The sequence below is a fragment of the Saccharibacillus sacchari DSM 19268 genome, from assembly GCF_000585395.1.
GTDB lineage: Bacteria > Bacillota > Bacilli > Paenibacillales > Paenibacillaceae > Saccharibacillus > Saccharibacillus sacchari.
The window spans coordinates 3,045,341-3,066,667 of sequence record NZ_KK073875.1 but is presented as its reverse complement, the minus strand read 5'-3'; the positions used below and the strand labels follow the sequence as shown (position 1 = coordinate 3,066,667).

The 21,327-nt window shown below is 56.5% G+C and carries 16 protein-coding genes; 6 read left to right on the top strand and 10 right to left on the bottom strand.

The window, feature by feature from the left end; genetic code table 11:
* Nucleotides 1–24: 24 nt before the first annotated feature.
* From SACSAC_RS13080 to cls, 7 genes are all read right to left on the bottom strand, one after another.
* Nucleotides 25–1,164 carry a glycosyltransferase family 2 protein gene (locus tag SACSAC_RS13080; protein WP_051507096.1) on the bottom strand — a complete coding sequence of 380 codons (1,140 nt, stop codon included), beginning with the start codon at nt 1,162–1,164 and terminating at the stop codon, nt 25–27.
* On the bottom strand, nt 1,161–1,913 hold the full coding sequence (locus SACSAC_RS13075) for a lysophospholipid acyltransferase family protein (protein WP_037287049.1): 753 nt from the start codon (nt 1,911–1,913) through the stop codon (nt 1,161–1,163). Before SACSAC_RS13075 ends, SACSAC_RS13080 begins: the two co-directional genes overlap by 4 nt.
* On the bottom strand, nt 1,870–2,673 hold the full coding sequence (locus SACSAC_RS13070; protein WP_037292781.1) for a carotenoid biosynthesis protein: 804 nt from the start codon (nt 2,671–2,673) through the stop codon (nt 1,870–1,872). The genes SACSAC_RS13075 and SACSAC_RS13070 overlap by 44 nt, the downstream gene beginning before the upstream one ends.
* A 41-nt stretch (nt 2,674–2,714) precedes the next feature.
* On the bottom strand, nt 2,715–3,587 hold the full coding sequence (locus tag SACSAC_RS13065; RefSeq protein WP_037287045.1) for a phytoene/squalene synthase family protein: 873 nt from the start codon (nt 3,585–3,587) through the stop codon (nt 2,715–2,717).
* Nucleotides 3,584–5,062, bottom strand: coding sequence for a phytoene desaturase family protein (locus SACSAC_RS13060; RefSeq protein ID WP_037287042.1), 1,479 nt, complete (start codon nt 5,060–5,062; stop codon nt 3,584–3,586). The genes SACSAC_RS13065 and SACSAC_RS13060 overlap by 4 nt, the downstream gene beginning before the upstream one ends.
* Nucleotides 5,059–6,612 (bottom strand): phytoene desaturase family protein, encoded by a 1,554-nt coding sequence (locus tag SACSAC_RS13055; protein ID WP_037287039.1) that lies wholly within the window; start codon nt 6,610–6,612, stop codon nt 5,059–5,061. Before SACSAC_RS13055 ends, SACSAC_RS13060 begins: the two co-directional genes overlap by 4 nt.
* Nucleotides 6,613–6,837: 225 nt before the next feature.
* Nucleotides 6,838–8,349 carry a cardiolipin synthase gene (gene cls, locus SACSAC_RS13050; RefSeq protein ID WP_037287037.1) on the bottom strand — a complete coding sequence of 504 codons (1,512 nt, stop codon included), beginning with the start codon at nt 8,347–8,349 and terminating at the stop codon, nt 6,838–6,840.
* Nucleotides 8,350–8,585: 236 nt separating this feature from the next.
* Here cls and SACSAC_RS13045 point away from each other — a divergent pair, with 236 nt between their 5' ends.
* From SACSAC_RS13045 to SACSAC_RS13025, 5 genes are all read left to right on the top strand, one after another.
* Nucleotides 8,586–9,170 (top strand): TetR/AcrR family transcriptional regulator, encoded by a 585-nt coding sequence (locus SACSAC_RS13045; RefSeq protein ID WP_037287034.1) that lies wholly within the window; start codon nt 8,586–8,588, stop codon nt 9,168–9,170.
* Between the two features lie 26 nt (nt 9,171–9,196).
* Nucleotides 9,197–9,571 (top strand): DMT family transporter, encoded by a 375-nt coding sequence (locus tag SACSAC_RS13040; protein WP_037287031.1) that lies wholly within the window; start codon nt 9,197–9,199, stop codon nt 9,569–9,571.
* 1 nt (nt 9,572) lies between these two features.
* Nucleotides 9,573–9,887, top strand: a complete 315-nt coding sequence (locus tag SACSAC_RS28245) for a DMT family transporter (protein WP_037287028.1) — start codon at nt 9,573–9,575, stop codon at nt 9,885–9,887.
* 143 nt (nt 9,888–10,030) lie between these two features.
* A complete protein-coding gene (locus tag SACSAC_RS27115; protein ID WP_051507095.1) occupies nt 10,031–10,996 on the top strand; it encodes a TetR/AcrR family transcriptional regulator in 966 nt (321 codons plus the stop codon).
* 66 nt (nt 10,997–11,062) lie between these two features.
* Entirely contained in the window at nt 11,063–14,377 is a 3,315-nt protein-coding gene (locus SACSAC_RS13025) for an efflux RND transporter permease subunit (RefSeq protein ID WP_037287025.1), read from the top strand.
* A gap of 669 nt (nt 14,378–15,046) precedes the next feature.
* On the opposite strand, the gene SACSAC_RS13020 is transcribed toward SACSAC_RS13025, so the two are convergent.
* Nucleotides 15,047–16,639 carry a gluconokinase gene (locus SACSAC_RS13020; RefSeq protein WP_037287023.1) on the bottom strand — a complete coding sequence of 531 codons (1,593 nt, stop codon included), beginning with the start codon at nt 16,637–16,639 and terminating at the stop codon, nt 15,047–15,049.
* Between the two features lie 202 nt (nt 16,640–16,841).
* Nucleotides 16,842–17,510 carry a TorD/DmsD family molecular chaperone gene (locus SACSAC_RS27110; RefSeq protein ID WP_051507094.1) on the bottom strand — a complete coding sequence of 223 codons (669 nt, stop codon included), beginning with the start codon at nt 17,508–17,510 and terminating at the stop codon, nt 16,842–16,844.
* 405 nt (nt 17,511–17,915) lie between these two features.
* On the opposite strand from SACSAC_RS27110, the gene SACSAC_RS13010 reads away from it, so the two are divergent.
* A complete protein-coding gene (locus tag SACSAC_RS13010) occupies nt 17,916–19,223 on the top strand; it encodes an MFS transporter (RefSeq protein ID WP_084778047.1) in 1,308 nt (435 codons plus the stop codon).
* A 179-nt stretch (nt 19,224–19,402) separates the two neighbouring features.
* On the opposite strand, the gene SACSAC_RS13005 is transcribed toward SACSAC_RS13010, so the two are convergent.
* Entirely contained in the window at nt 19,403–21,106 is a 1,704-nt protein-coding gene (locus tag SACSAC_RS13005; protein ID WP_051507093.1) for a glutamine--tRNA ligase/YqeY domain fusion protein, read from the bottom strand.
* Nucleotides 21,107–21,327: the final 221 nt, after the last annotated feature.

Here is a 21,327-nt window from a genome sequence, read left to right as displayed (position 1 = left end):
AACATGCCTCCATTCTTGTTCGATTCATCCGTAACGCCGCCCTTTCCACTCATGCCCCTGACCGCTCAAGCCGCCGAACACGCTCGATAGCGCAATCGCAAGCGTGCAGGCAATCGTCGCCGCGATCCAGACGCCGTGCCAGGCCGTCAAGCCGCCGCGCGCGTCGCATACGGCTTTGATCGCCATGCCGAGCAGCATGGCGCCTCCGCTGAAAGCTGCCAGATGCATATTGCCCGAGAACAATCCGATGAGCAAGGCAACCGGAGGAAGCAGGTATAAGCCGATGTACCAGATCAGCAACCCCGACAGCAGCAAGTAATTTTTGCCCAGACCCGAGAAGAGGTTTTTGCTGAAACCGTTCCACACTTCGCGCCCGCTATGGTACATGCGCATATGGGCATGCTTGCTCATATCGGCCAGCAGCATTTTGTAACCGGCTTTCTTGACCGCGCGCGCCATCGCCATATCGTCGACCATCTCGTTCTTCACCGCTTCATAGCCGCCCGCGGATTCGTAAGCCGACTTTTTAATCAGCATATACGCGCCGTGCGCGGCAGCAAACAAGCCGCTGCGCGAGCGCGACACCATGGCGATCGGCAGGTGGCACAAGATGACGAATTCCATCATCGGCACGACCAACTTTTCCAGCGGCGTCACCGTGACCTGCTTGGGAAACCCCGTGACCAAGCCGGCTTTTTTCTTCTGCCCCGAACGCAGCGTGTCGCGAATCGCCTTCGGTTCCAGCCTCACGTCGGCGTCGAGCATCAGATACCAGCTCCCCGAAGCGCGTTCCGCCAAGTTATGGCAGGCGTAACATTTGCCTTTCCAGCCGGAAGGCAGTTCGCCGCCTTGCATCAACCCGACGCGCGAATCTTCCATCGCGATCCGGCGCACGATCCCGCCCGTGTCGTCGCTCGAATCGTCATCGTACACGATCACTTCAAGCCGGAATTCCGAGTCGTCGGAAGCCAATACACGGCGCAGGCAGTCTTCGATATTGCGTTCTTCGTCGCGCGCGGGAATCAGTACCGAGACCAGCGGACGGCCTTCAATCGGCTTGGTGCGGCGGCCGGGAACCGGCAGCGCCTTCGCATTGAGCAGCACGAAAATCAGTTGAGCGATCAGCAGTGCGCAAACGACAGTCAGAATCCAGGTGAGAGTCAATGCGCGGGCCTCCTTTTTTTGCGCAAACGGTCATATTTTTCGTTAACGGACAAGCCGGTACGCAGCAGCTCGCGGTCGGGCAGCTTGGCCTGCGACGGGTCGTTTACCGCAGCAATCGCATAACCGCGGTGGCGGTCAAGCTGCTCCGTCAGCCGACTGTGCAACAACAGCGTCGTCGCCGCGCCGTCCGACGCCGCCCAATCTTGAATCAGCGGTTGCCCGACCACCAGCGACACTTCCGGCTTGGAATGCAGGCCCGACGTATAATAGAACGTCACCGGCACGACTGCCGTATGCGGTACCCGTCTGAGCAAATGGGCGGCTCCCCGCTGCAATTCCAGCGGACGGCTCTCCAAGTGACGAATATCCCCTTGCGGAAAAAGCCATACTCTCGCCCCTTCGCCCAGCAGCCGCTCGGTGTATCGAAGCGAAGCGCGGCTTGCCCCGGCAGCGCTTTTATCCACCGAATAAGCACCCAGTTTGCGAAAAAAACGGTATTCCGACAACTGCGCTTCATCCATCATGACATAGTGATTGTGTTCGCCGCTGCGACGCCACAGATGATACAGCAGCAGACCGTCCCACCATGAGCTATGATTGGCTATGTACAAAACAGGACGTTCCCGTTCAATCCCGGCGTCCAGCGTTCCGTATAATCCCACGGAACGAAAGGCGCGAGGCAGCAGGTAACGACGATTATAAAAATCAAACAGCGCGCGAAACGCCGGAGCTTGCTCTGCGGATATCATAACGAACTTGGGCCTCCGAAAGCACGATGCCGGCCGCGGCAATCCAGACGGGACCGTACAGCCCGTCTTGCAAAGCGATCAGGCCGAACATCAGCAAAATAAATTGATAAAGTCTTAAACCGAGCAGCAACGTCCGGCGGCTCGGAATCCGTTGCGGCAGAAGCAAAGACAAAATTGCCCCTACCACGAACCAGGCGGCGAAGTTGCTCCACGGAATCCCGTAAAAGCCGCCTTCCCCGCTCCAGTGCCAGAAACCGCGCGACGCGGCGGCGGGATCGAGCACAAAATCGATCAACACCGTCCAGGTCCCGATCTGCACGGCTTTCCATAATCGTCCCGGCAGTGTCGGTCTTCCCGGTCCCGCAATCAAGGCCGAGCTGCCGATCACCGCAATCCAAGCCAAACCTAACGTGATCGGCACGCCGAACAGATGCGGACCCAGAATCCACGAATAATGATACCCTCCGAACGGCCAACCCGTATGCACGCCGCTCCACTCGATTCCCATACCGCCCAGCCATATTCCGACTGCGCCCAGCGTCAGGCGCAATAAAGGGCGTCCCGGCCGTCGAGCCTCGGCTGCCGTCGGCTCCATCGCCAAACGAAGCAGCACGAACGCATACGCGGCATAAAAAACCAGAAACAACGCATTCGAAAAACCAAGCGTATTCGGCACGCCGAACGTCAACATCAGAGTCAGACCGATCGACATCCAGAAATAAAACACGATACCCGAAATACGGACGGTTCGATCAAGCATGCTTATCTTTTCTGTCGCCGCATATTCCCCCAAATCGCCGATCACGATACCGCTGCGCTATCCGCCGCCCCGTCAATCGCGCCGAAAGCGGTCAGCACGTTCATAAGCAGCATGCCTTTTTCCTCGTCCGGCACGATCGCGCGGCGATTGAACACGTCATATCCGTTGCGGCGCACCTGATCGAAGATCGCGCCGTAGAACGCCGCGGCCAAGGCGACCGCCAATCCGCTGCGCTTCGGATACGTCTCCAGGTTGGACAACCCTTTCGCGAACCACTTCGCCGCCTGGCCGTGCAGTTCGTCGATCATGGCGACAAAGCGCGCATCGATCACTCCGTTGTCCAGATCCTCGTCCGTATATCCGTGACGACGCATCAGCTCCGCCGGAATGTAACGCCGTCCCCGGCGCAAGTCTTCTCCCACATCGCGAATGATATTGACGATTTGCATGCCTTTACCCAAAGCAATTCCGGCTTCCGCCGCCTCTGCATGCAGATCGTCTCGCAGTACCGGCAGCAGCATCTCGCCCACCGTTCCGGCCACCAGATAGCAATAGTGTTCCAGCTGATCCATCGTCTCGTAACGCAGCAGCGTGAAGTCGGAGAGCTGACCGTCCATTTGATTCAAAAACGGCTGTCGACCGAGGTTCGGGAAGCTGGTGAACAACCAACGCAGCGCAGGCCAGATAAAATGTCCCTCTGCCTGTTCCAAATTCAAAAACCGTTCTCTCAATTCATGGATCGTAAACGGCGACGTCTCCGGTTCATCCACGCTATCGTCGATCAGCCGGCAAAACGCATAGATCACGTAGACGGCATGCCGCCTGCGTTCAGGCAAATCGCGGAAGGCGTGGTAAAACGAAGACGATCCCCGTCGCATCGTTTCTTCACATTGCTGCATAATTTGTTCGTTCATGGATTCCACTCCTCCAAAAGCTGATTTACGGCCATTCTCGCTCCCTGCATCACGATCGGCACTCCGCCGCCCGGATGCACGGAAGCCCCCGCCGCATAAAGTCCGTCAATCGTTTTAAAAGGTTTCGGCTGCGGTCGATACGGACCGGACTGCGCAAGGATCGGGGCAATGCCGAAACTGCCTCCGACATAGTTGCCGTCCGCTTTCGAGTCCTCGGGCGTGCGCAGCTTGATCCACTTGATCGATTCGCGCAACCCCGAAAACCCTCGTTCCTCGGCAGCCCGAAGCACCTTGCGCGCCAGCCGCCGGCCTTCTTTGGACCAGGCGATGCGCGAAGCGTCGGGAGCGGGAATCAAGAAGTACAGTACGCTTTCGCCTTCCGGCGCGGCATCGGGGTCGAGCACGACCGGATTGAATACGTAAAAAGACGGATTCGCCGGAATCATGCCTCGTTCGAAAACGGCTTGCAAACTGTCGCTCAGACTGTCCGGCAGGAAAAATTGATGCGCCGCCGCATCTTCCCACCGCTTGGATACCCCCATAAAGACAAGCACGCACCCGGAAGAAGGTTGATACGGCTTTTTCCGCCGGGTAGCTTCCGGATGCCCTTCAAGCAGCGGCAAGATGCCCGGGAAGTCCCCGTTGAACAGCACGGCATCATATTCTTCACGTACGCCACCCACTACAATACCCGTGCAACGTCCCTTTTCAACCTCTAAACGCTCGACGCGCGTATTCAGTCGGATCTCGACGCCGCGCGAATGAAGCTCTTCCTCCAAAATGACCGGAAGACGGGCATAACCGCCTTCGATCATCCAAATGCCGAATTCATGCTCCGCGTACGGCAGAATCGAGTATACCCCCGGCGTTCCGGTAGGTTGTCCCCCGATATACAGAGACTGAAGCGAATAGGCATCGATCAGGTTATCGCTTCGGAAGTATCGGGCGGCAGCTCCCCTGACGCTTCGATGGGCTTGAAGCTGACCGAGCATCCGGATCTGGCGCGGGGTAAAAAAGTCCCGCTTGCGCGGAAAGGTCCGTTCCAGCACCGCCTTTTGCGCGTCGGGGTACAATTCGCGCGTGCGGTTCATGTACCGCATGTACGCTTCCGACTCTCCGGGAAACAAGCGATCGATTTCTTTGGCCTGATGCTCGGGATGTCTGCGCTTGGTCATGACCTGTCCGTCCGAGAAATGAATCCGGTACAGCGGGTCGGACTCGATCAGCTTGATGCGTTCCCGCTCGACCCCGCCTTCTTCCAAAATCGACAGCAGCATTTCCGGCAGCAGCACAATGGTCGGGCCTTGGTCGATTCGGCGAACATCGCCTTCGTCGCGCTCGAACGCGATCCGCCCGCCGAGGCGATCCCGTGCTTCGAGCAGCGTCACTTCGGCCCCCTGCTTGCTGAGCAGCAGGGCAGCCGTCAGTCCCCCGATGCCGCCGCCGACGATGGCGACTTTCGGACCGCGGCTCACTTGGCTGCTCCTGCTGTGCCCATAACTTGCGGAGCCAGGCTTTTGCGCGTTTTGCCGTCGGCCTTCTCGATCAAATCCACGCTGATCCGCGCCGACTCGAAGATCGTCGGCAGGCCGCTGCCCGGATGCGTTCCGCCGCCCACCAGCCAAACCCGCTCGATTTCTTCGAATTCGTTGTGCGGCCGGAATGCCATCATCTGTCCGAGATTATGCGACAGGTTGAACGTGGCGCCCCGGTAGACGTCCAGCGAATCCTGCCAATCCTGCGGCGTGAAAAAGGCTTCCTCCTCGATACGGCCTCGAATGTCTCGGAGCTGCTCGATCTGTTCGAGACGTTGCAGCATCTGCTCTTTGAGCTCTTCGCGCCGTCCAATCCAATCGGCGTCGCCTTTCAAATTCGGAACGGGCAGCAGCACGTACAGCGACGACTTCCCTTCCGGCGCAAGCGTCGGATCGAGTCTGGACGGATTATGCACGTAGATGGACGGATCTTCCGACAGCGTCAGGCTTTCCGTGATCTCTTTGACGTTTTTCTCGTAATCGTCGGCAAAATGAATCGAATGGTGCGGCAGATCCACTTCCCCGTCGATGCCCAGATACAACATCGCGGTCGAGCAGGAATATTTTTTGGCTTCCAGCTTTTTCGGCGTATATTTTTTCAGCACGCCGGGTTCGAACAAGCCGTTCATCGCCGAAGCAAAGTCCGCTCCGATCACCACATGATCCGCTTCCCGAGTCTCTCCGCCTGTTAACCGAACGCCCGTGGCGCGGCCTTTTTGCGTCAGGATTCGTTCAATCGGGCTGCCCATATGGAATCTCACGCCGTGCTCCTCGGCGACTTTGACCATGGCGTCCCACAGCGCAGCGACTCCGCCTTTCGGATGCACCAGTCCGTAACGATGTTCCATGTAGGACAGAATCGTAAACGTTCCCGGGCAGTTCCACGCGGACATGCCCAGGTACTTGGACTGGAAAGTGAACGCGTATTTGAGCCGTTCATCGTTGAAGTAACGCGAAAGTTGACCATACACGGTATCCGTAACTTTGAGGTGGGGAAGAGCTTTGATCGCATCGCTTTTCATATAATCGCCGAAGCCGCCAAAAGGCCGACGCAGCAAGGGTTCCACATGTTCATACTTCACTGACTCGTCGGTCATAAAACGGTAAAATCCGGCCTCTTCTCCAGGAAAAAGAGCTTGGATACGTTTTGCGGTCTCTTCGTTGTCGCTTGAAGGCATCAACACCGTACGTCCGCGATCAAAATACAATCCGTACAACGGGTCCAGCTTGTGCAACTCGACATAATCATGCACCGAGCGCCCGGCTTGCTCGAACAGTTCTTCCAGCAGTTGCGGCATCATGACGAACGTTGCGCCCCGATCGAAGGTGTACGCTCCCAGCTTGATGCGGCCCGAACGTCCTCCCGGAACCTCTTGCTTTTCATACACGTCCACTTCGTATCCCTTCGCGCCGAGCAGCATGGCTGCCGCCAATCCTCCGGGTCCTGCTCCTACGATCACCGCAGTTTTTCGATTTTCCTTTTGCGCCATTCCATTCACCTTTCGTGATTAGACTTCTCACATTATTTTTAATTACCCAATAACCGGCCTAACGGCTCGTTTTGTGAATGATGTATTTTGTAAAATCGGTTGGCTTGCGATTCAAATAATCTCCTTTAGCCTAACATAGCAAGCTTCGTCTCACAAACAAGATTTTAGGAGATGGGAAAAAGGGCCGATTACGGCCCTAAAGATAGTGTGTGTCTTAAATTACTTTTATAACAGAGGGGACAGTAAGCGGGCTGCTGATTCCATGAAGCGGACGGCCATGCGTTTGCTGCCGAATTTGGCGGGGTCGATCATGGTTGTATTAAGGAGGTCGCGTTCGAAATCGGCGGCGATGCGCTCCACGCTGGCGTTGTTCATAAGCAGCGCGTTGACCTCGAAGTTCAGGTGGAAGCTGCGCATGTCCATATTGGCCGTGCCGATGCTGGCCGTTTCTCCGTCCACGATCAGCAGTTTGGAATGCAGGAAGCCTTTTTCGTATTCGTAAATCTTGACGCCCGCGTCCAGCAGGATCGGGAAATACGAGTGCGACGCCCAGAAAGGCAGCTTTTTATCCGGTTTGGCCGGGAAGAGCAAGCGTACGTCCAGCCCGGATAAAGCGGCGGTTCGCAGCGCGGTAAGGATGTCTTCGTCGGGAATAAAATACGGCGTCGCGATCCAGACCGACTTTTTTGCGGTCGTAATCATGGAGAAGAAGATATGCTTCAATGCGCGGCGGTCGTTATCCGGTCCGCTGGCGATGATCTGCACGGCGCCCAATTCCGGGTTCGGTTTGCCTTTAGACTGAAAATACCCCGGTCCCGTCGGCTGTTCGTTCGTCATATGCCGCCAGTCCCGCAAGAAGATCCGCTGCAAGGTGCTGACCGCCTCGCCTTCGATCCGCATGTGCGTGTCGCGCCAGAAACCGTACGTTTTGCTGCGGCTGAGGTATTCGTCGCCCACGTTGAGTCCGCCGATAAAGCCGATCTTTTTATCGATGACCACGATCTTGCGATGGTTACGGTAGTTGACCCGGCTCGTGGCCAGCAAAAACTTCGTCGCGCCGAATAACGCCACTTTCACTCCCGCTTCCCGCATCTCGTCCAAAAACTTGCGCGGAAGCTGAATGCTGCCGACCGCATCGACCATGAACCGAACCTCAACGCCCGCCTTCGCTTTTTCGATCAACAGCCGTTGAATCTGCGTGCCGATATCGTCTGCCCGATAAATGTAATACTCCATATGGATATGATGCTTCGCCGCGCGCAGAGCCTCCAACAATTCCGAAAAGGTGCTTCCGCCGTTGGTGAGCACCGCCGTTTGGCTGGAATAAGAGACGGGCATCAGCGACAAGCGGCGCGACAGGCGCAGAATCCGCTGCTGTTCCTCGGTAAAATGCGCCGTATTCTCCATCCCCGCCAGCGTATCCTTTTCGCTCCACTTGTAAATGCGACGATCCCACTCCGCTTTCTTGTCGTACTTGCGGCGGCGGAAATAATTCTGTCCGAACAGGAAATAGAAAATCAGTCCCACGACCGGAAGCAGCCCCAATACCAGAATCCAGGATAGCGTACTGGAAGGATTGCGGTTGTCCATGAAAATCACGAAAGCAATCGAGACGACGGTCAGGGTGGAGAAAATACTCATCACGGCAGCCGCGGTCGTTCCGAACAAATCGACGCCGAAATAATAAAAGACGAACAGAAGCACGGCAAGCATAAATACAAGTAATCCGCGTCTCACTTCGCATGCTCCTCTCGGGTATAGGGGTATTTCTTCGTTCAGGTCACTACGTGCCGAACCCGGTTCGGTTTCATTCTTCGGTTGGGCGAATCCTTTTTCGAACATCATTCGCGTCCTTGTCAACTCCCTTTACCCTCCCCGTTGACATTCCGAATCCGCCGTGCTAAATTACAACCTAACGACCGTTAGTTCGTTCGATTTTGATACTGTTTTGACGGGAAAAGGAGGGCTTCTGCATGACTCGCAAACCGGCTATCGAAGATGTCGCGCTGCAACTTTTTGCCAGCGAAGGGTTCGAAGGAGCTTCATTGGGCCGGATCGCGGATGCAGTCGGGATACGCAAGCCCTCGATCTATGCCCATTTTCGCAGCAAAGAAGATTTGTTCTTGTGCGTGTTCAAACGAACGCTGCGCCGCAAGCAATACATGCTGCTTAGGCATATCTTGCAAGATACGGAACGGCCATTCGAAGAGACGCTGCGCGAGTTGGTCGAGCGGCTGATGGACGATCACGAATCGGATGCGGAGACGCGGTTTTTGCTGCGGATGTGTTATTTCCCGCCAAGCGCTTTGCACGACCAGGTGATGGCGCTCGTCAATCCGTTTTTCGCCCAGGCCGAACTTGGATTGATTCGTCTGCTGGAGCAGCCTGTTCATTCCGAACGCTTGCGCCCGGAATGTGCGCAGGAAGCGGCGTTGGCTTATCTGACGGTGCTGGACGGCGTGATGGCTGAAGCTATTTATACGACCCGGGCAAAAGCGGCAAGGCGTCTGGAGGCAATCTGGCCGGTGTATTGCCGGGGCGTGCTTATCGCGGAGTAACTGATTTTTTAAGGAGAGTGAATACCATGAGCCTTGCGAATCGCGGGTGGTTGTATGTATTGATCGGAGGAGTGTTCGAGGTCGCCTGGGTATCGGGCCTCAAGCACTCCTCGAATATTTGGGAGTGGCTCCTGACCGTGATCGGGATCGCGGCAAGCTTCTGGCTGATGATCAACGCTTCGAAAGTGCTGCCGATCGGCAGCGTGTATGCAGTATTCACGGGACTCGGCACGGCCGGAACGGTCGTTGCCGAGACGCTGCTGTTCGGCGAGCCGTTCAGCATTGCCAAGACGCTGCTCATCCTGCTTCTGTTATCCGGCGTCGTCGGCCTGAAGCTTGTCACCGATTCTCCGAAGGATGAAGCCGCTCCAGGCCTCGTCAGCAAAAAGGAGGCGATCTGATATGCCGTGGATCGCTCTCGTTTTGGCCGGATGCTGCGAAGTATTCGGCGTTATCGGACTCAAGCAGGTTTCTTTGCGCAAAGGCGTTCCCGCTTTTGCCCTGTTGATTGCCGCCTTCGCGGGCAGCTTCTCGCTGCTCACTTACGCCATGCAGCATATTCCGATGGGTACGGCCTATGCGATCTGGACCGGCATCGGCACGGTAGGCGGCGCGCTCGTCGGCATGTTCATGTACGGCGAAGCCAAAGAAGCCAAGCGCCTACTGTTCATTGCCATGATCTTGGCCGCGGCGGTCGGACTCAAATTGATCTCGTAAAACAGATTTCGCAATCGAAAACAGCCGTTCCCGACCCCGGTTTTCCGGCAAAGTTGAGACGGCTGTTTTTTTCGTTTATACTATTCCCTGACTCGACAGTCGTTCATAGAACCGAGAAGTCAAACAAGGAGGCGCATGACGTTTTGGCAGACAAATCCGCAGAGCGCAAACATACGATTTTCGCCGTGGCCCTCGCCCTGTTCTCGGAGCGCGGAATCAAGGCGACATCCATGCAGGACATCGCGGAACGCTGCGGTTTTTCCAAGGGGACGCTGTACCAGCATTTTCGCTCCAAAGAAGAACTGATCCGCTCCATCCACGAATACGCGCTCGGCACGCTGCAAGAGAAGCTGGAAGCCGCGGCCGCGGAAAACCGCTCCGCCCGGGAAACTTTTCTCGCTCAGATCGAAGTGCTTCTGCATTCGTTGATCGAATTCAAATCCTTCATGCTGATGCAGATCCGGGAGCAGGAATTTAGCGGGATCGGCGATCAGTTAAGGAAAAAGCAAGAAGAAGGCGCATGCGCTCCAGTACGGCATCCGCTTCTTACTCAAGCCTTTCTTTTGATCCGTCGCAGTCTGATCGGGATCTATGGACCGGAGATTGACCGATACTCGGGCGACCTGTCTATCGTGATCAGCGGATTGACTTTCTCGTACCTTCAGCTCGCCGACGATTGGGGCATGCCGGAGATTCCGATTCCCGAAGCGCTCCGCCATCTGGAATCCATGGTGGATGCGGCCGCGGAGCGCTTGCTTGGGCAGCAGCCGGAACCGCTGATTCCCTCGTCGCTGTGGGCAGAGTGGGTCAAGGAAGCGCCGGAAGAATCGGGCGCGGCCAGACGTCCGTTTATCTTGATCCGCCAAATGCGGGACACGCTTGCTTGGAGTCCCCTGCTGCGCGCCGAGCGCGAAGAAGTCCTGGAGACGCTGGATGTGCTGGAAGAAGAACTTGCTGCGAACTCGCCGAGACGAGCCGTCGTGAAAGGCATGTTCGCCAATTTGAAAGAAGTCCATGTCCTGCACGGCGCGCTGGAACAGCTCGGTCCGCTTATTTCTTATCGTTTGGACGAATTGTCCGCGCATGAATCCCCGTCGTCGAAACCATAGGCACGTCCCCGAAAATGACGCCCGACAACGGGTGCAGTCCATCTAAGAGGAGTGGAGAATCTTTTTATGAAAAGTATCATCGGCTTTTCCCTGCGAAACAAGCTTGCGGTCTGGTTCTTGACGATTGTCATCACGGCAGCCGGCATTTACAGCGGACTCACCATGAAGCAGGAAACCATCCCCGACATCAATGTCCCGTTCCTGAGCATTACGGCGGTCGATCCAGGCGCCGCGCCGGAGACGGTCATGAACGAAGTGACCATACCGCTGGAACAAATGCTGCGCAACGTGAACGGCGTGCAGAACGTCACCTCCTCGTCGATGGAAAACGTGGCTTCCCTCGCCGTCGAGTTGAACTTCGGCGCCAATCTGGACGAAGCGACGGCGCAGATTCGCGAAGGGCTGAACCAAATCACGCTGCCCGAAGGCGTGGAGCGTCCGCAAATCACCCGCTTCAGCCTGAATTCCTTCCCGGTCATCTCGCTGAGCGCATCAGCCGAGACCGGTGCGGACGATCTGGAAGAACTGTCCCGGATCGCGCAGGAACAGGTGCTGCCGGAGCTTGAGAAGATCGAAGGCATCGCCTCGGTTCAGCTCTCCGGCCAGTACGTACGCGAAGTGCAGCTGACTTTCGATGACGCCAAAATGGCCGAAATGGGTCTGACGCGGGAAACGGTACAAAATATCGTTGACGCTTCGTCTCTTCGCGCCCCGCTGGGATTGTTTACGCTGGACGACACGCAATCGGCGGTTGTCGTTGACGGCAACGTCACGACGCTGGACGATCTGAAGGCGCTGGAAATTCCGGTTGTTCCCGAGCAGCCGCAGGCTGGCGGAACCGAAAGCAGCGGGGCCGCTTCCGGCTCGCCAAGCGCCGGGCAAGGCGCGGGCGGTCAGGACGCGGCAGGCGTCGACGCCGCGCAGGAAGGTGAAGCGCAGCAGGGCGCAGGCGCGGCCGCCGCTCAAGAAGGCGAGGCCCAGCAAGGCGCAGGCGTTGACGCCGCGCAAGAAGGCGAGGCCCAGCAAGGCGCGGCTGCCGCAGCGGCAGCAAACGGACTGCCTACCGTCAAGCTGAGCGATATCGCGACGCTCGAAGTCGTGGGCAGCTCCGAGTCCGTCTCCCGTACCAACGGTCTGGAATCGATCGGCATTCAGATCGTCAAGACCAACGATGCCAATACGGTTGACGTCGTCAATGCGGTCAAAGACCGTATCGCGGACCTGGAGAGCCAATATTCCGGCTTGAACCTGACCGTCATGCTCGACCAGGGCAAGCCGATCGAAGATTCCGTTCGCACTATGTTGGAAAAAGCAATCTTCGGCGCGTTGTTCGCCGTATTGATCATTCTGATCTTCCTGCGCGACATCCGCTCGACGATCATCTCGATCCTGTCGATTCCGCTGTCGCTGTTGATTGCCGTTCTGCTGCTCAAGCAGATGGACGTCACCTTGAACATGATGACCCTCGGCGCCATGACCGTCGCGATCGGCCGGGTCGTCGACGACTCGATCGTCGTCATCGAGAACATCTACCGACGCATGACGTTAAGCAGCGAGAAGCTGCGCGGACGTCAATTGATCAGCGCCGCGACGCGCGAGATGTTCTTGCCGATCATGTCCTCGACCATCGTCACACTGGCCGTATTCGTTCCGCTTGCTTTCGTCAGCGGCATGGTCGGCGAACTGTTCATGCCTTTTGCCCTGACCATGGTGTTCGCGCTGCTCGCATCGCTGTTGATCGCGATCACGCTTGTGCCGATGTTGGCCCACACGCTGTTCCGCGGCGGCATCAAGAAAAAAGTTTCGCACGACAAGCCGAGCCGCATGTCCGAAGGCTACAAGCGCATTCTGGAATGGTCGCTGTCTCATAAGCTGATCACGTTCCTGATCGCGGTTGTGCTGCTTGTCGGCAGCTTGTTCACCCTGCCGTATGTCGGCACCAGCTTCCTGCCGGAACAAGAAGACAAGACATTCACGTTCACGTATTCGCCGGAAGCGGGCGCGACGGACGAACAGGCGCAGCAGCGGATGCTGGACGCCGAAGAATTCGTCCGCGAGCAGCCGAATCTGACCAATATGCAATATTCGATCGGCGGATCGAATCCGCTGGGCTTCGGCTCGTCGAACTCCGCCCTGTTCTATACGGAGTTCGAAAGCGACACCGCTGATTTCGATACGGTTAAAGAAAACCTTCTGGCCGGCCTGGAAGAACGCGTTCCGGACGGCGAATGGAGCCAGATGGATATCGGCGGCGGCCTGGGCGGCAGCCAGCTGAGCGTCAGCATCTACGGCGACAGCACGGATGATCTCAAGCCGGTAGCCGACGAAGTATTGAAGCTGATTCAGGCGGATTCGAACTTCGAAGAAGCCGAAAGCAATCTGGAGGAGGGCTATAACCAATACACGCTGGTAGCCGACCAACAGAAACTGAGTTCATACGGACTGACTGCCGGACAGATCGCGATGGCGCTCGCTCCGGTCACGCAGCGTCCGGTATTGACAGAAGTCGATCTGGACGGGCAAAGTCATAACGTCTACATCGAGACTGAGAGCAAAACATACTCCACACTCTCGGAGATCGAAGACACCGAACTGACTTCGCCGCTCGGCATTCAAGTTCCGATCAGCGACGTCGTCGAAGTTCAAGAAGGCCTTGCACCGGACACGATCAGCCGCTCGGACGGCAAGACGGTCGCTCAATTGTCGGCCAATATCGTTTCCTCCGACGTCGGCGGCGCTTCGACCGCTTTGGAGAACAAGATTAACGATCTGGATCTGCCAGACGGCATCACCGTCGAATTCGGCGGCGTTACCGAGCAGATCAATGATACCTTCTCGCAGCTCGGCCTCGCTATGCTGGCCGCGATCGCGATCGTGTATTTCGTGCTCGTCGTCACCTTCGGCGGCGGTCTGGCACCGTTCGCGATTCTGTTCTCGCTGCCGTTCATCGTCATCGGCGCATTGATCGGTCTGTTGATCGGCGGAGAATCGCTCAGCGTATCGGCACTGATGGGCGTACTGATGCTGATCGGGATCGTCGTCACCAACGCGATCGTCCTGATCGACCGCGTAATTCATAAGGAACGCGAAGGCCTCTCGACGCGCGAAGCGCTGCTCGAAGCCGGATCGACCCGTCTGCGTCCGATCCTGATGACCGCTCTAGCAACGATCGGAGCCTTGATTCCGCTTGTTGCAGGCTGGGAAGGCGGAGCCGGGATCATTTCCAAAGGCCTCGGGATCACCGTAATCGGCGGCCTGATCAGCTCGACGCTGTTGACGCTGGTCATCGTGCCTGTCGTGTACGAGTTCCTGATGAAAATCAGCAGCAAGTCCCGCGCCAGACGCGCGGAACTGGAAAAGCTGGAGACGCCGCTGGATTAACGAACGAGTGTGATCGGGTCCTTATCACGAAAAGCAGGGATAGGACTTCGACTCGCGTTTGTTGAACGGTTGCATCCTTAAAGACAATACAAACATCGACAAAAAGCCGCGTTCCCTTGGGAACGCGGCTTTTTGCGCGGAAGCGAATGCTTATGAGCGGCTCGGCTCGGCTCGGCTCGGCTCGGCTCGGCTCGGCTCGGCTCGGCTCGGCTCGGCTCGGCTCGGCTCGGCTAACGGATCCTATGTCCTTTACAAGCCCAAATCAACCCTCTCCGCGATTTTAACGGATCGTATTGCCGTTAGACGCTGATTCCCCCGCTTTTTCCGCAAAAAACAAGCCGATTTCTGCTCTAAGCGTCTCCTCGATCCGTTAAAAATCTCAAACCGCTCCAAATCCCCTCTAAGCGTCGCCTCAATCCGTTAGAATCTCCGCACACGCTAGAGAACGGTTTTCGAATGCTTCCCTGTTTTTTGAACGCTCATCAATCGCAACGATCCAACCAGATCGATCTGATCTTAACGTATTAACCTTGCCGCTCCAAGCGCCGCTCCAGCCATACCTCTGCGTCATAACCGCTCCGATCCGCTCCGATCCATGCTGATGAACCGGCGCCCCATCGGACCTCCTACGTCGAGCATGTTTAAAAGCAGCAGCTTTCCCGCGCCCAACTAACCGTGCCGCTCCGCTTTGGCATGACCGTTCTCGCTTTCTTCCTCCTCGTTCACGCCCGTTCCCCGCTGAAGCTCCGCAATCTCCGGGAATACCGGTTCCAATTGCTCGTAAACGCGTTTGAACAGCGAATAATACTGTTCGTACGTTTTGAAGCGGCCGGAGTCCGGCTCATGCGTGCGCAGGATATGGATTTCATTTTTCAAGTCGGCATAATCGCCGATCGCCCCGTTCGCTTTCATGGCGACGGCTGCCGCGCCGAACGCGGAAGCTTCGTACGTATCGGGAACCACCACCTGGGTCCCCGACAGATCCGCCAGCATCTGCGTCCAAATATCGCTTTTGGCGAAACCGCCCGAAGCCAGCAAAGTCCGGCGCTCTCCGCCAAGTTCCGTCAGCGCGTCGTATACCGTTCGCACGGCAAACAATACGCCTTCCATCGTGGCCCGGCCGAAATGCGCCCGCCCGTGATGCAGCGTCGCTCCGAAATAAGCGCCGCGCGCATCCGCGTTCCAATACGGCGCGCGTTCGCCGCTCAAGTACGGCAAAAACAGCAGCCCTTCGGAGCCCGGAGGCACGGAGTCCGCCAGCTTGACGATCCGGTCAAGCGCCTGCTTTTCTTTCAGGTCGCCGCTTTCGCCTTCTTCTTCGTCAATCACGAACTTTTCCAAATACCAGCGCAGCGCGATGCCGCCGTTGTTCGTCGGCCCGCCGACTAGCCAGCGATCCTGTTCGAACGCGTAGCAGAAGGTCCGGCCGTTCGGGTCCGTCGACGGACGGTCCGCGAACGAGCGAACCGCGCCGCTCGTGCCGATCGTCACGGCGGTTTCGCCTTTGCCCAGCGCGCCTACGCCGACATTCGCCAATGCGCCGTCGCTTGCGCCTGCGATCCACGGCGTGTCGGGATGCAGGCCCATCCGATCGGCCAGCTTGCGGTCCATGCCGCTCAAGCGCTCGGTGATCGGCACGATCTCGCCCAATCGATCCGGCGACAACCCGGTCATACTTAGCGCCGACTCGTTCCATTTCAGCGTATGCAGATCAAGCATGCCGGTTGCCGAAGCAAGCGAAAGATCGAGCGCGTACCGGCCGAACAGCCGGTGCAGCAAATATTCTTTGAACGACACGAATTTGGCGGCTCGCTTGAACAGTTCCGGCTCGCGGTCGGCAAACCACAGCAATTTGGTCAGCGGAGACATCGGATGGATCGGCGTGCCCGTGGCGCGGTACAATTTTCCGGCTTCGCGGCCTTTCCGCAAAGCGTTCACCTGTCCGATACTGCGATTGTCCGCCCAGGTAATCAGCGGCGTCAGCGGATGTCCGTCACGGTCCACGGCCATCAGGCTGTGCATCGCCGCGCTGATTCCGACCGCCGATATATCGTCCGCACGGGCATTCGCGTCCGTCATCGCTTCGCGAATCGCGTCGATCACCGCATCCAGCAGTTCGTCCGGCCGCTGCTCCGCCCGCCCGGCTTCGGGAACGAGCAGCGTGTACGCGGATTGCGAACCTCCGCGAATCTTTCCTTTTTCGTCGTATACAAAAGCTTTGGTGCTCGTCGTGCCGATATCCAGCCCGATATACAATCCCATACGTGCTTCCTCCTTCGCTTTCTGGCCCTGCTGCGCGCCGGCTTGATTCGATCGCCTAGCCCCCGATTCGTCGAATCGTCCGCCTGTTCGCCAAGCGACGCGGTCCGGTCTATGCCTCATTTGGACGTGCGGCGAGCAAACGAAACAAAAAAGCCGCGCGCTTCCTTCCCGAAAGAAGAAAACGCGCGGCTTAATCGTCTATCTATTTGCTGACCCGGTCGCTTAACCAGGCATAATCGGAAGCGATCAGTTCTTCCATCAACGCGCACAAGCTCAAATACAGCGGACTGTCCGTATGCTTGCGCAGCTCGCCGCAAAACGCGGGCGCCCAATTCAACAGATGCCGTTTGACGAATCCCCATTGGATCCGCGCGAGCTGCTCGCATTCGCCTTGCGAACGCACGCCTTGCTCGGTCAAGCGCTCGGACAGCACGGCCATGAATTCCAGTTCCATGCTCAGCTCGTCGTCTTTTTCCCCGGAAGTCTTGTTAAGGATCACGCCGGCCCGGTCGTATTCCGCGCTGACGCGCATCGCCGCCAATTCCGCTTCGCATCCCGCGTAGAAAGATTCCCGCAGCGGGATCCCCGCCTGACGTTGCCCGATCAATCGATCGTACTCCGACGTTTCGTTTCGGCAAAAAGCTGCCAACGAAGCCGTGTCGGGTTCGGAAATGATCGTTTTGAACCGATCGAAAGCTTCGCTTTCCCATTCCAGCCGTTGCAATTTCCCGCGCCATTTCATTACCAGATGCACGCTCGGTCTATAAATAATAAAATCGCTTAACAGTTGATACATCATCCACCGGGTATGCGTCCATTGATTCTCTTCTCGCTCCATCGTAACCGCCTTCTCCATCGTCGCACTCGTCATGGACATGAGCCTCCTTATGGGAATAAGCGTCCGGAGTCATTCCGATCGGGATCAAAGAATCCGGTCGCCCATTACTTGTTCTAAAATGTTCGGGTTGCGTACGCTTACACTTAAATTATACCCGCAATTTGAAACAGCTCGAATAGCATGATGTGACAAAACGGTAGCAGTTCTGGTCGATAGGCGTCTTTCTACCAAGCCTCGCGCGATTTATTTTCGGCACAGCCGACAATTTCGCGAACGGGATACTGCCGAAGCTCCGTGAGAGCAGGCTTTTTCGACGTTATTTCCCTTTCTCCTATTAACGCTTTAGATGATTTTGTTGTAATCTGTCTTGGGAAGGACTATATTGTCGATTAGGGACCCTGCCGTCCGACTTGGTTCCCGCGTTAAACCTGACATCAAATGAAAGCCCTTACTTATTTGAACCAAGACCGATTTTCCGCAAGGAGCGTGCCAGACGTGTCGCAACCACAATCAAATCAACCTCAAAATCAACCTTCAGGCCCTTCGCCTTTCCTCCCGCTCAAAGCCTTCAATTTCTTCCTTTACGGTGCAATTGCAGTCTTCGCCAGCTTCTTCCCCCTTTATTTGCAAGATGGGGGCATGAGCAAATTGGAGATCGGAACGTTGATGGCCATCGGGCCGTTCGTATCGCTGATCGCCAATCCGTTCTGGGGCTATTTGGGTGACCGGATGGAAAATACGCGGCGCATGCTCATTCTTATGCTGGCCGGCACATTGGTGCTGTCGCAGTTCGTTTTTCACGTGCAGTCGTATGCCATGATCTATCTGGCGATGATCGCTTTTTACTTTTTCCAAAGTCCGGTCTTCGCGCAAAGCAACACGATGATTCTCGGCTATATCGACGGAACGAATCGCAAATTCGGCGGATTCCGCCTTTGGGGTTCACTGGGCTGGGCTTTGACGGCTGCGGCGGCAGGCTTCGTGATCGATCGCGCAGGAACGTCGCCGGGCGTACCCTGGTTATTCACCGGTCTCATTGCTGCAACGCTGCTCGTAGCGGTCGTGCTGCCGTCGCTTCGTCGTCCGACGGCGACCAGCATCGTCGCGCCTGGCGGGTTCGGCAAAGTATTGGCAAATCCCACCTTCGCAAGCTTCCTGCTGCTGGGGGTACTGGTCTCTATTCCGAATGCGATGAACGGGACGTTCATGACGCTCTACATCACCGACCTCGGCGGATCGCGTCAGATGGTCGGCTGGGCCGTCTTTTCCGCATCGGCTGTCGAAGCGCTGTTCTTCCTGTTATTCGACCGCTTTTTCCGCAAAAAACTGGGCTTCATGATGGTATGCCTGACCGTCGTGAGCGCATTGTTCGCCGTTCGTTGGTACCTCATGTCGACCGTGACCGATCCGATGCATATCGTCTATATCCAGATGCTTCACAGCATCACGTACGCAGGCTATTTCTACGTGGGAACGCTGATGACCAGCATGTTCGTGCCGACCGCGTACCGGGGAACGGGACAGGCCCTGTTTACCTTGTCGTGGAGCGGCGTATCGGGCATCGTGGCGGGTATTCTCGGCGGCTGGATGTTCGATAACTTCGGCGCGCCGATGATGTATCAGAGCGGTACGGTACTGTCCGTGATCGGAGCCGTCGGCTTCGCCGCGATGGGCTATACGCTGTACCGAAGCGGTCAACTGACTCCGGCGGCGGCTTCCACAGGTTCTGCGGGGTCCAAAAGATAAGGGCGGACAAGTTCGAGCAATGCAATACGATACGATAACGAAAAAGAATTCCCGAACATGCGGCGCACAAAAAGGTCCCGATTCTCCGGCGTACGGAGAACGGGACCTTTTGATGCGTTCGGTTACGATGTTGCTGGTTCCGATATTTATCGTTTGATACGTATCACCAAAACTTCGGCTTATTTCTTCGGCAGTTTGAACGAGCTCTTCATCGACACGATGCGGCCGAACACCGGCTTGCCCGCTTCGGAGAGCTTCGGATCAACATTGAAGTAACCGTGACGGAAAAATTGGAACTTGTCTTGCGGCTTCGCGTCTTGAAGCTGAGGCTCCACGAATCCGTGTACGATTTCCAGCGAGTCTTTGTTGACTTTTTTCAGGAAATCATCCACTTCGTCCGCGGACACGTCGTTCGTTTCGTCCGTCGAGAGTTCTTCCGATTCCTCGTCTTCGCCAAGCAGCGGCTCGTACAAACGGAACTCGGCCGGCACCGCTGCGGAAGCGTCGACCCAATGGATCGTGCCTTTGACTTTGCGGGCGTTGAAGTCGCTGCCGCTTTTCGTTTCCACGTCGTACGTACAGTGGATTTCGACGACATTGCCGTTCTCGTCCTTGATGAAATCATGGCATTTGATGAAATAAGCATGTTTCAGACGAACTTCGTTGCCCGGGAACAGACGGAAATACTTGCTGACCGGCTCTTCCATGAAATCGTCCTGCTCGATATAGATTTCACGCGAAAACGGAATTTGGCGGATACCCATCTCTTCGTTTTCGGTGTTGTTTTCGGCCGGCAGCAGTTCGCTTTCGCCTTCCGGATAGTTGGTGATGACGACTTTGAGCGGACGCAGAATCGCCATCGTGCGCGGCGCTTTGAGCTTCAGGTCTTCGCGTACGAAATGCTCCAGCGTTTGGATATCGACCAGACCTTGGCTGCGCGAAATGCCTGTCTCATAGATGAATGCTTTGATCGCTTCCGGCGTATAGCCGCGGCGGCGCATCCCCGAGATCGTCGGCATGCGCGGATCGTCCCAGCCGTCAACCAGGTTTTCTTCAACCAGCTTGCGCAGCTTGCGCTTGCTCGTCACCATCGTCGAAACGTTCAGGCGGCCGAATTCGTATTGACGCGGCTGAGCTTCCATCTCGCATTCGCGGACCACCCAGTCGTAGAACGGACGTTGATCTTCGAATTCGAGCGAACACAAGGAATGCGTTACGCCTTCGATCGCGTCTTCGAGCGGGTGCGCGAACGTGTACATCGGGTAGATGCACCATTTGTCGCCCGTGTTGTGGTGCGTCGTATGCGAAATCCGATAGATAACCGGATCTCGCAGGTTGATGTTCGGCGATGCCATATCGATCTTCGCGCGCAGTACGCGCTCTCCGTTTTGGAACTCGCCGTTACGCATTCGCGTGAACAGATCCAGGTTTTCTTCCACGGAACGATCGCGGTACGGGCTGTTTTTACCCGGCTCGGTCAAGGTACCGCGGTTCTCGCGAATCTCATCGGCCGATTGATCGTCGACATAAGCCAGTCCTTTGTTGATCAACAGCACGGCGCGCTCATACATTTCATCGAAATAATCCGACGCGTAATACTGGTTATCCCATTCAAACCCGAGCCACTTGATATCTTCCTTGATCGAGTTCACGTACTCCACGTCTTCCTTAACCGGGTTGGTATCGTCGAAACGCAGGTTGGTGCGTCCGCCGAACTCGTCAGCCAACGCGAAGTCGATAAAGATCGCGCGAACGTGCCCGATATGCATGTAGCCGTTCGGCTCCGGCGGGAAGCGGGTCACGATTTCTTTGACTTTGCCGTTCTTCAAATCTTCTTCGATGATACTTTTAATAAAATTCGGTGGGGTCTTGGCGTTCTCCACATCGATCAACCTTTCGTTATGCCCGGATATACCGGTTTTTAACCGTTATGTCTGCTCTTTTCGGCCTCTGCTCTTGCTCTACACTTCAATATAACGCAAATCGGTCTTGCCGTTCAATAAAAACGCATGTCTTTTAATCGGTATAATGTTTTGTCAACTCTTAATCAGAGGATTATGTTTGGCTGAAACACACACGCTTTAGGTGTGTTTCAGACGGGCGT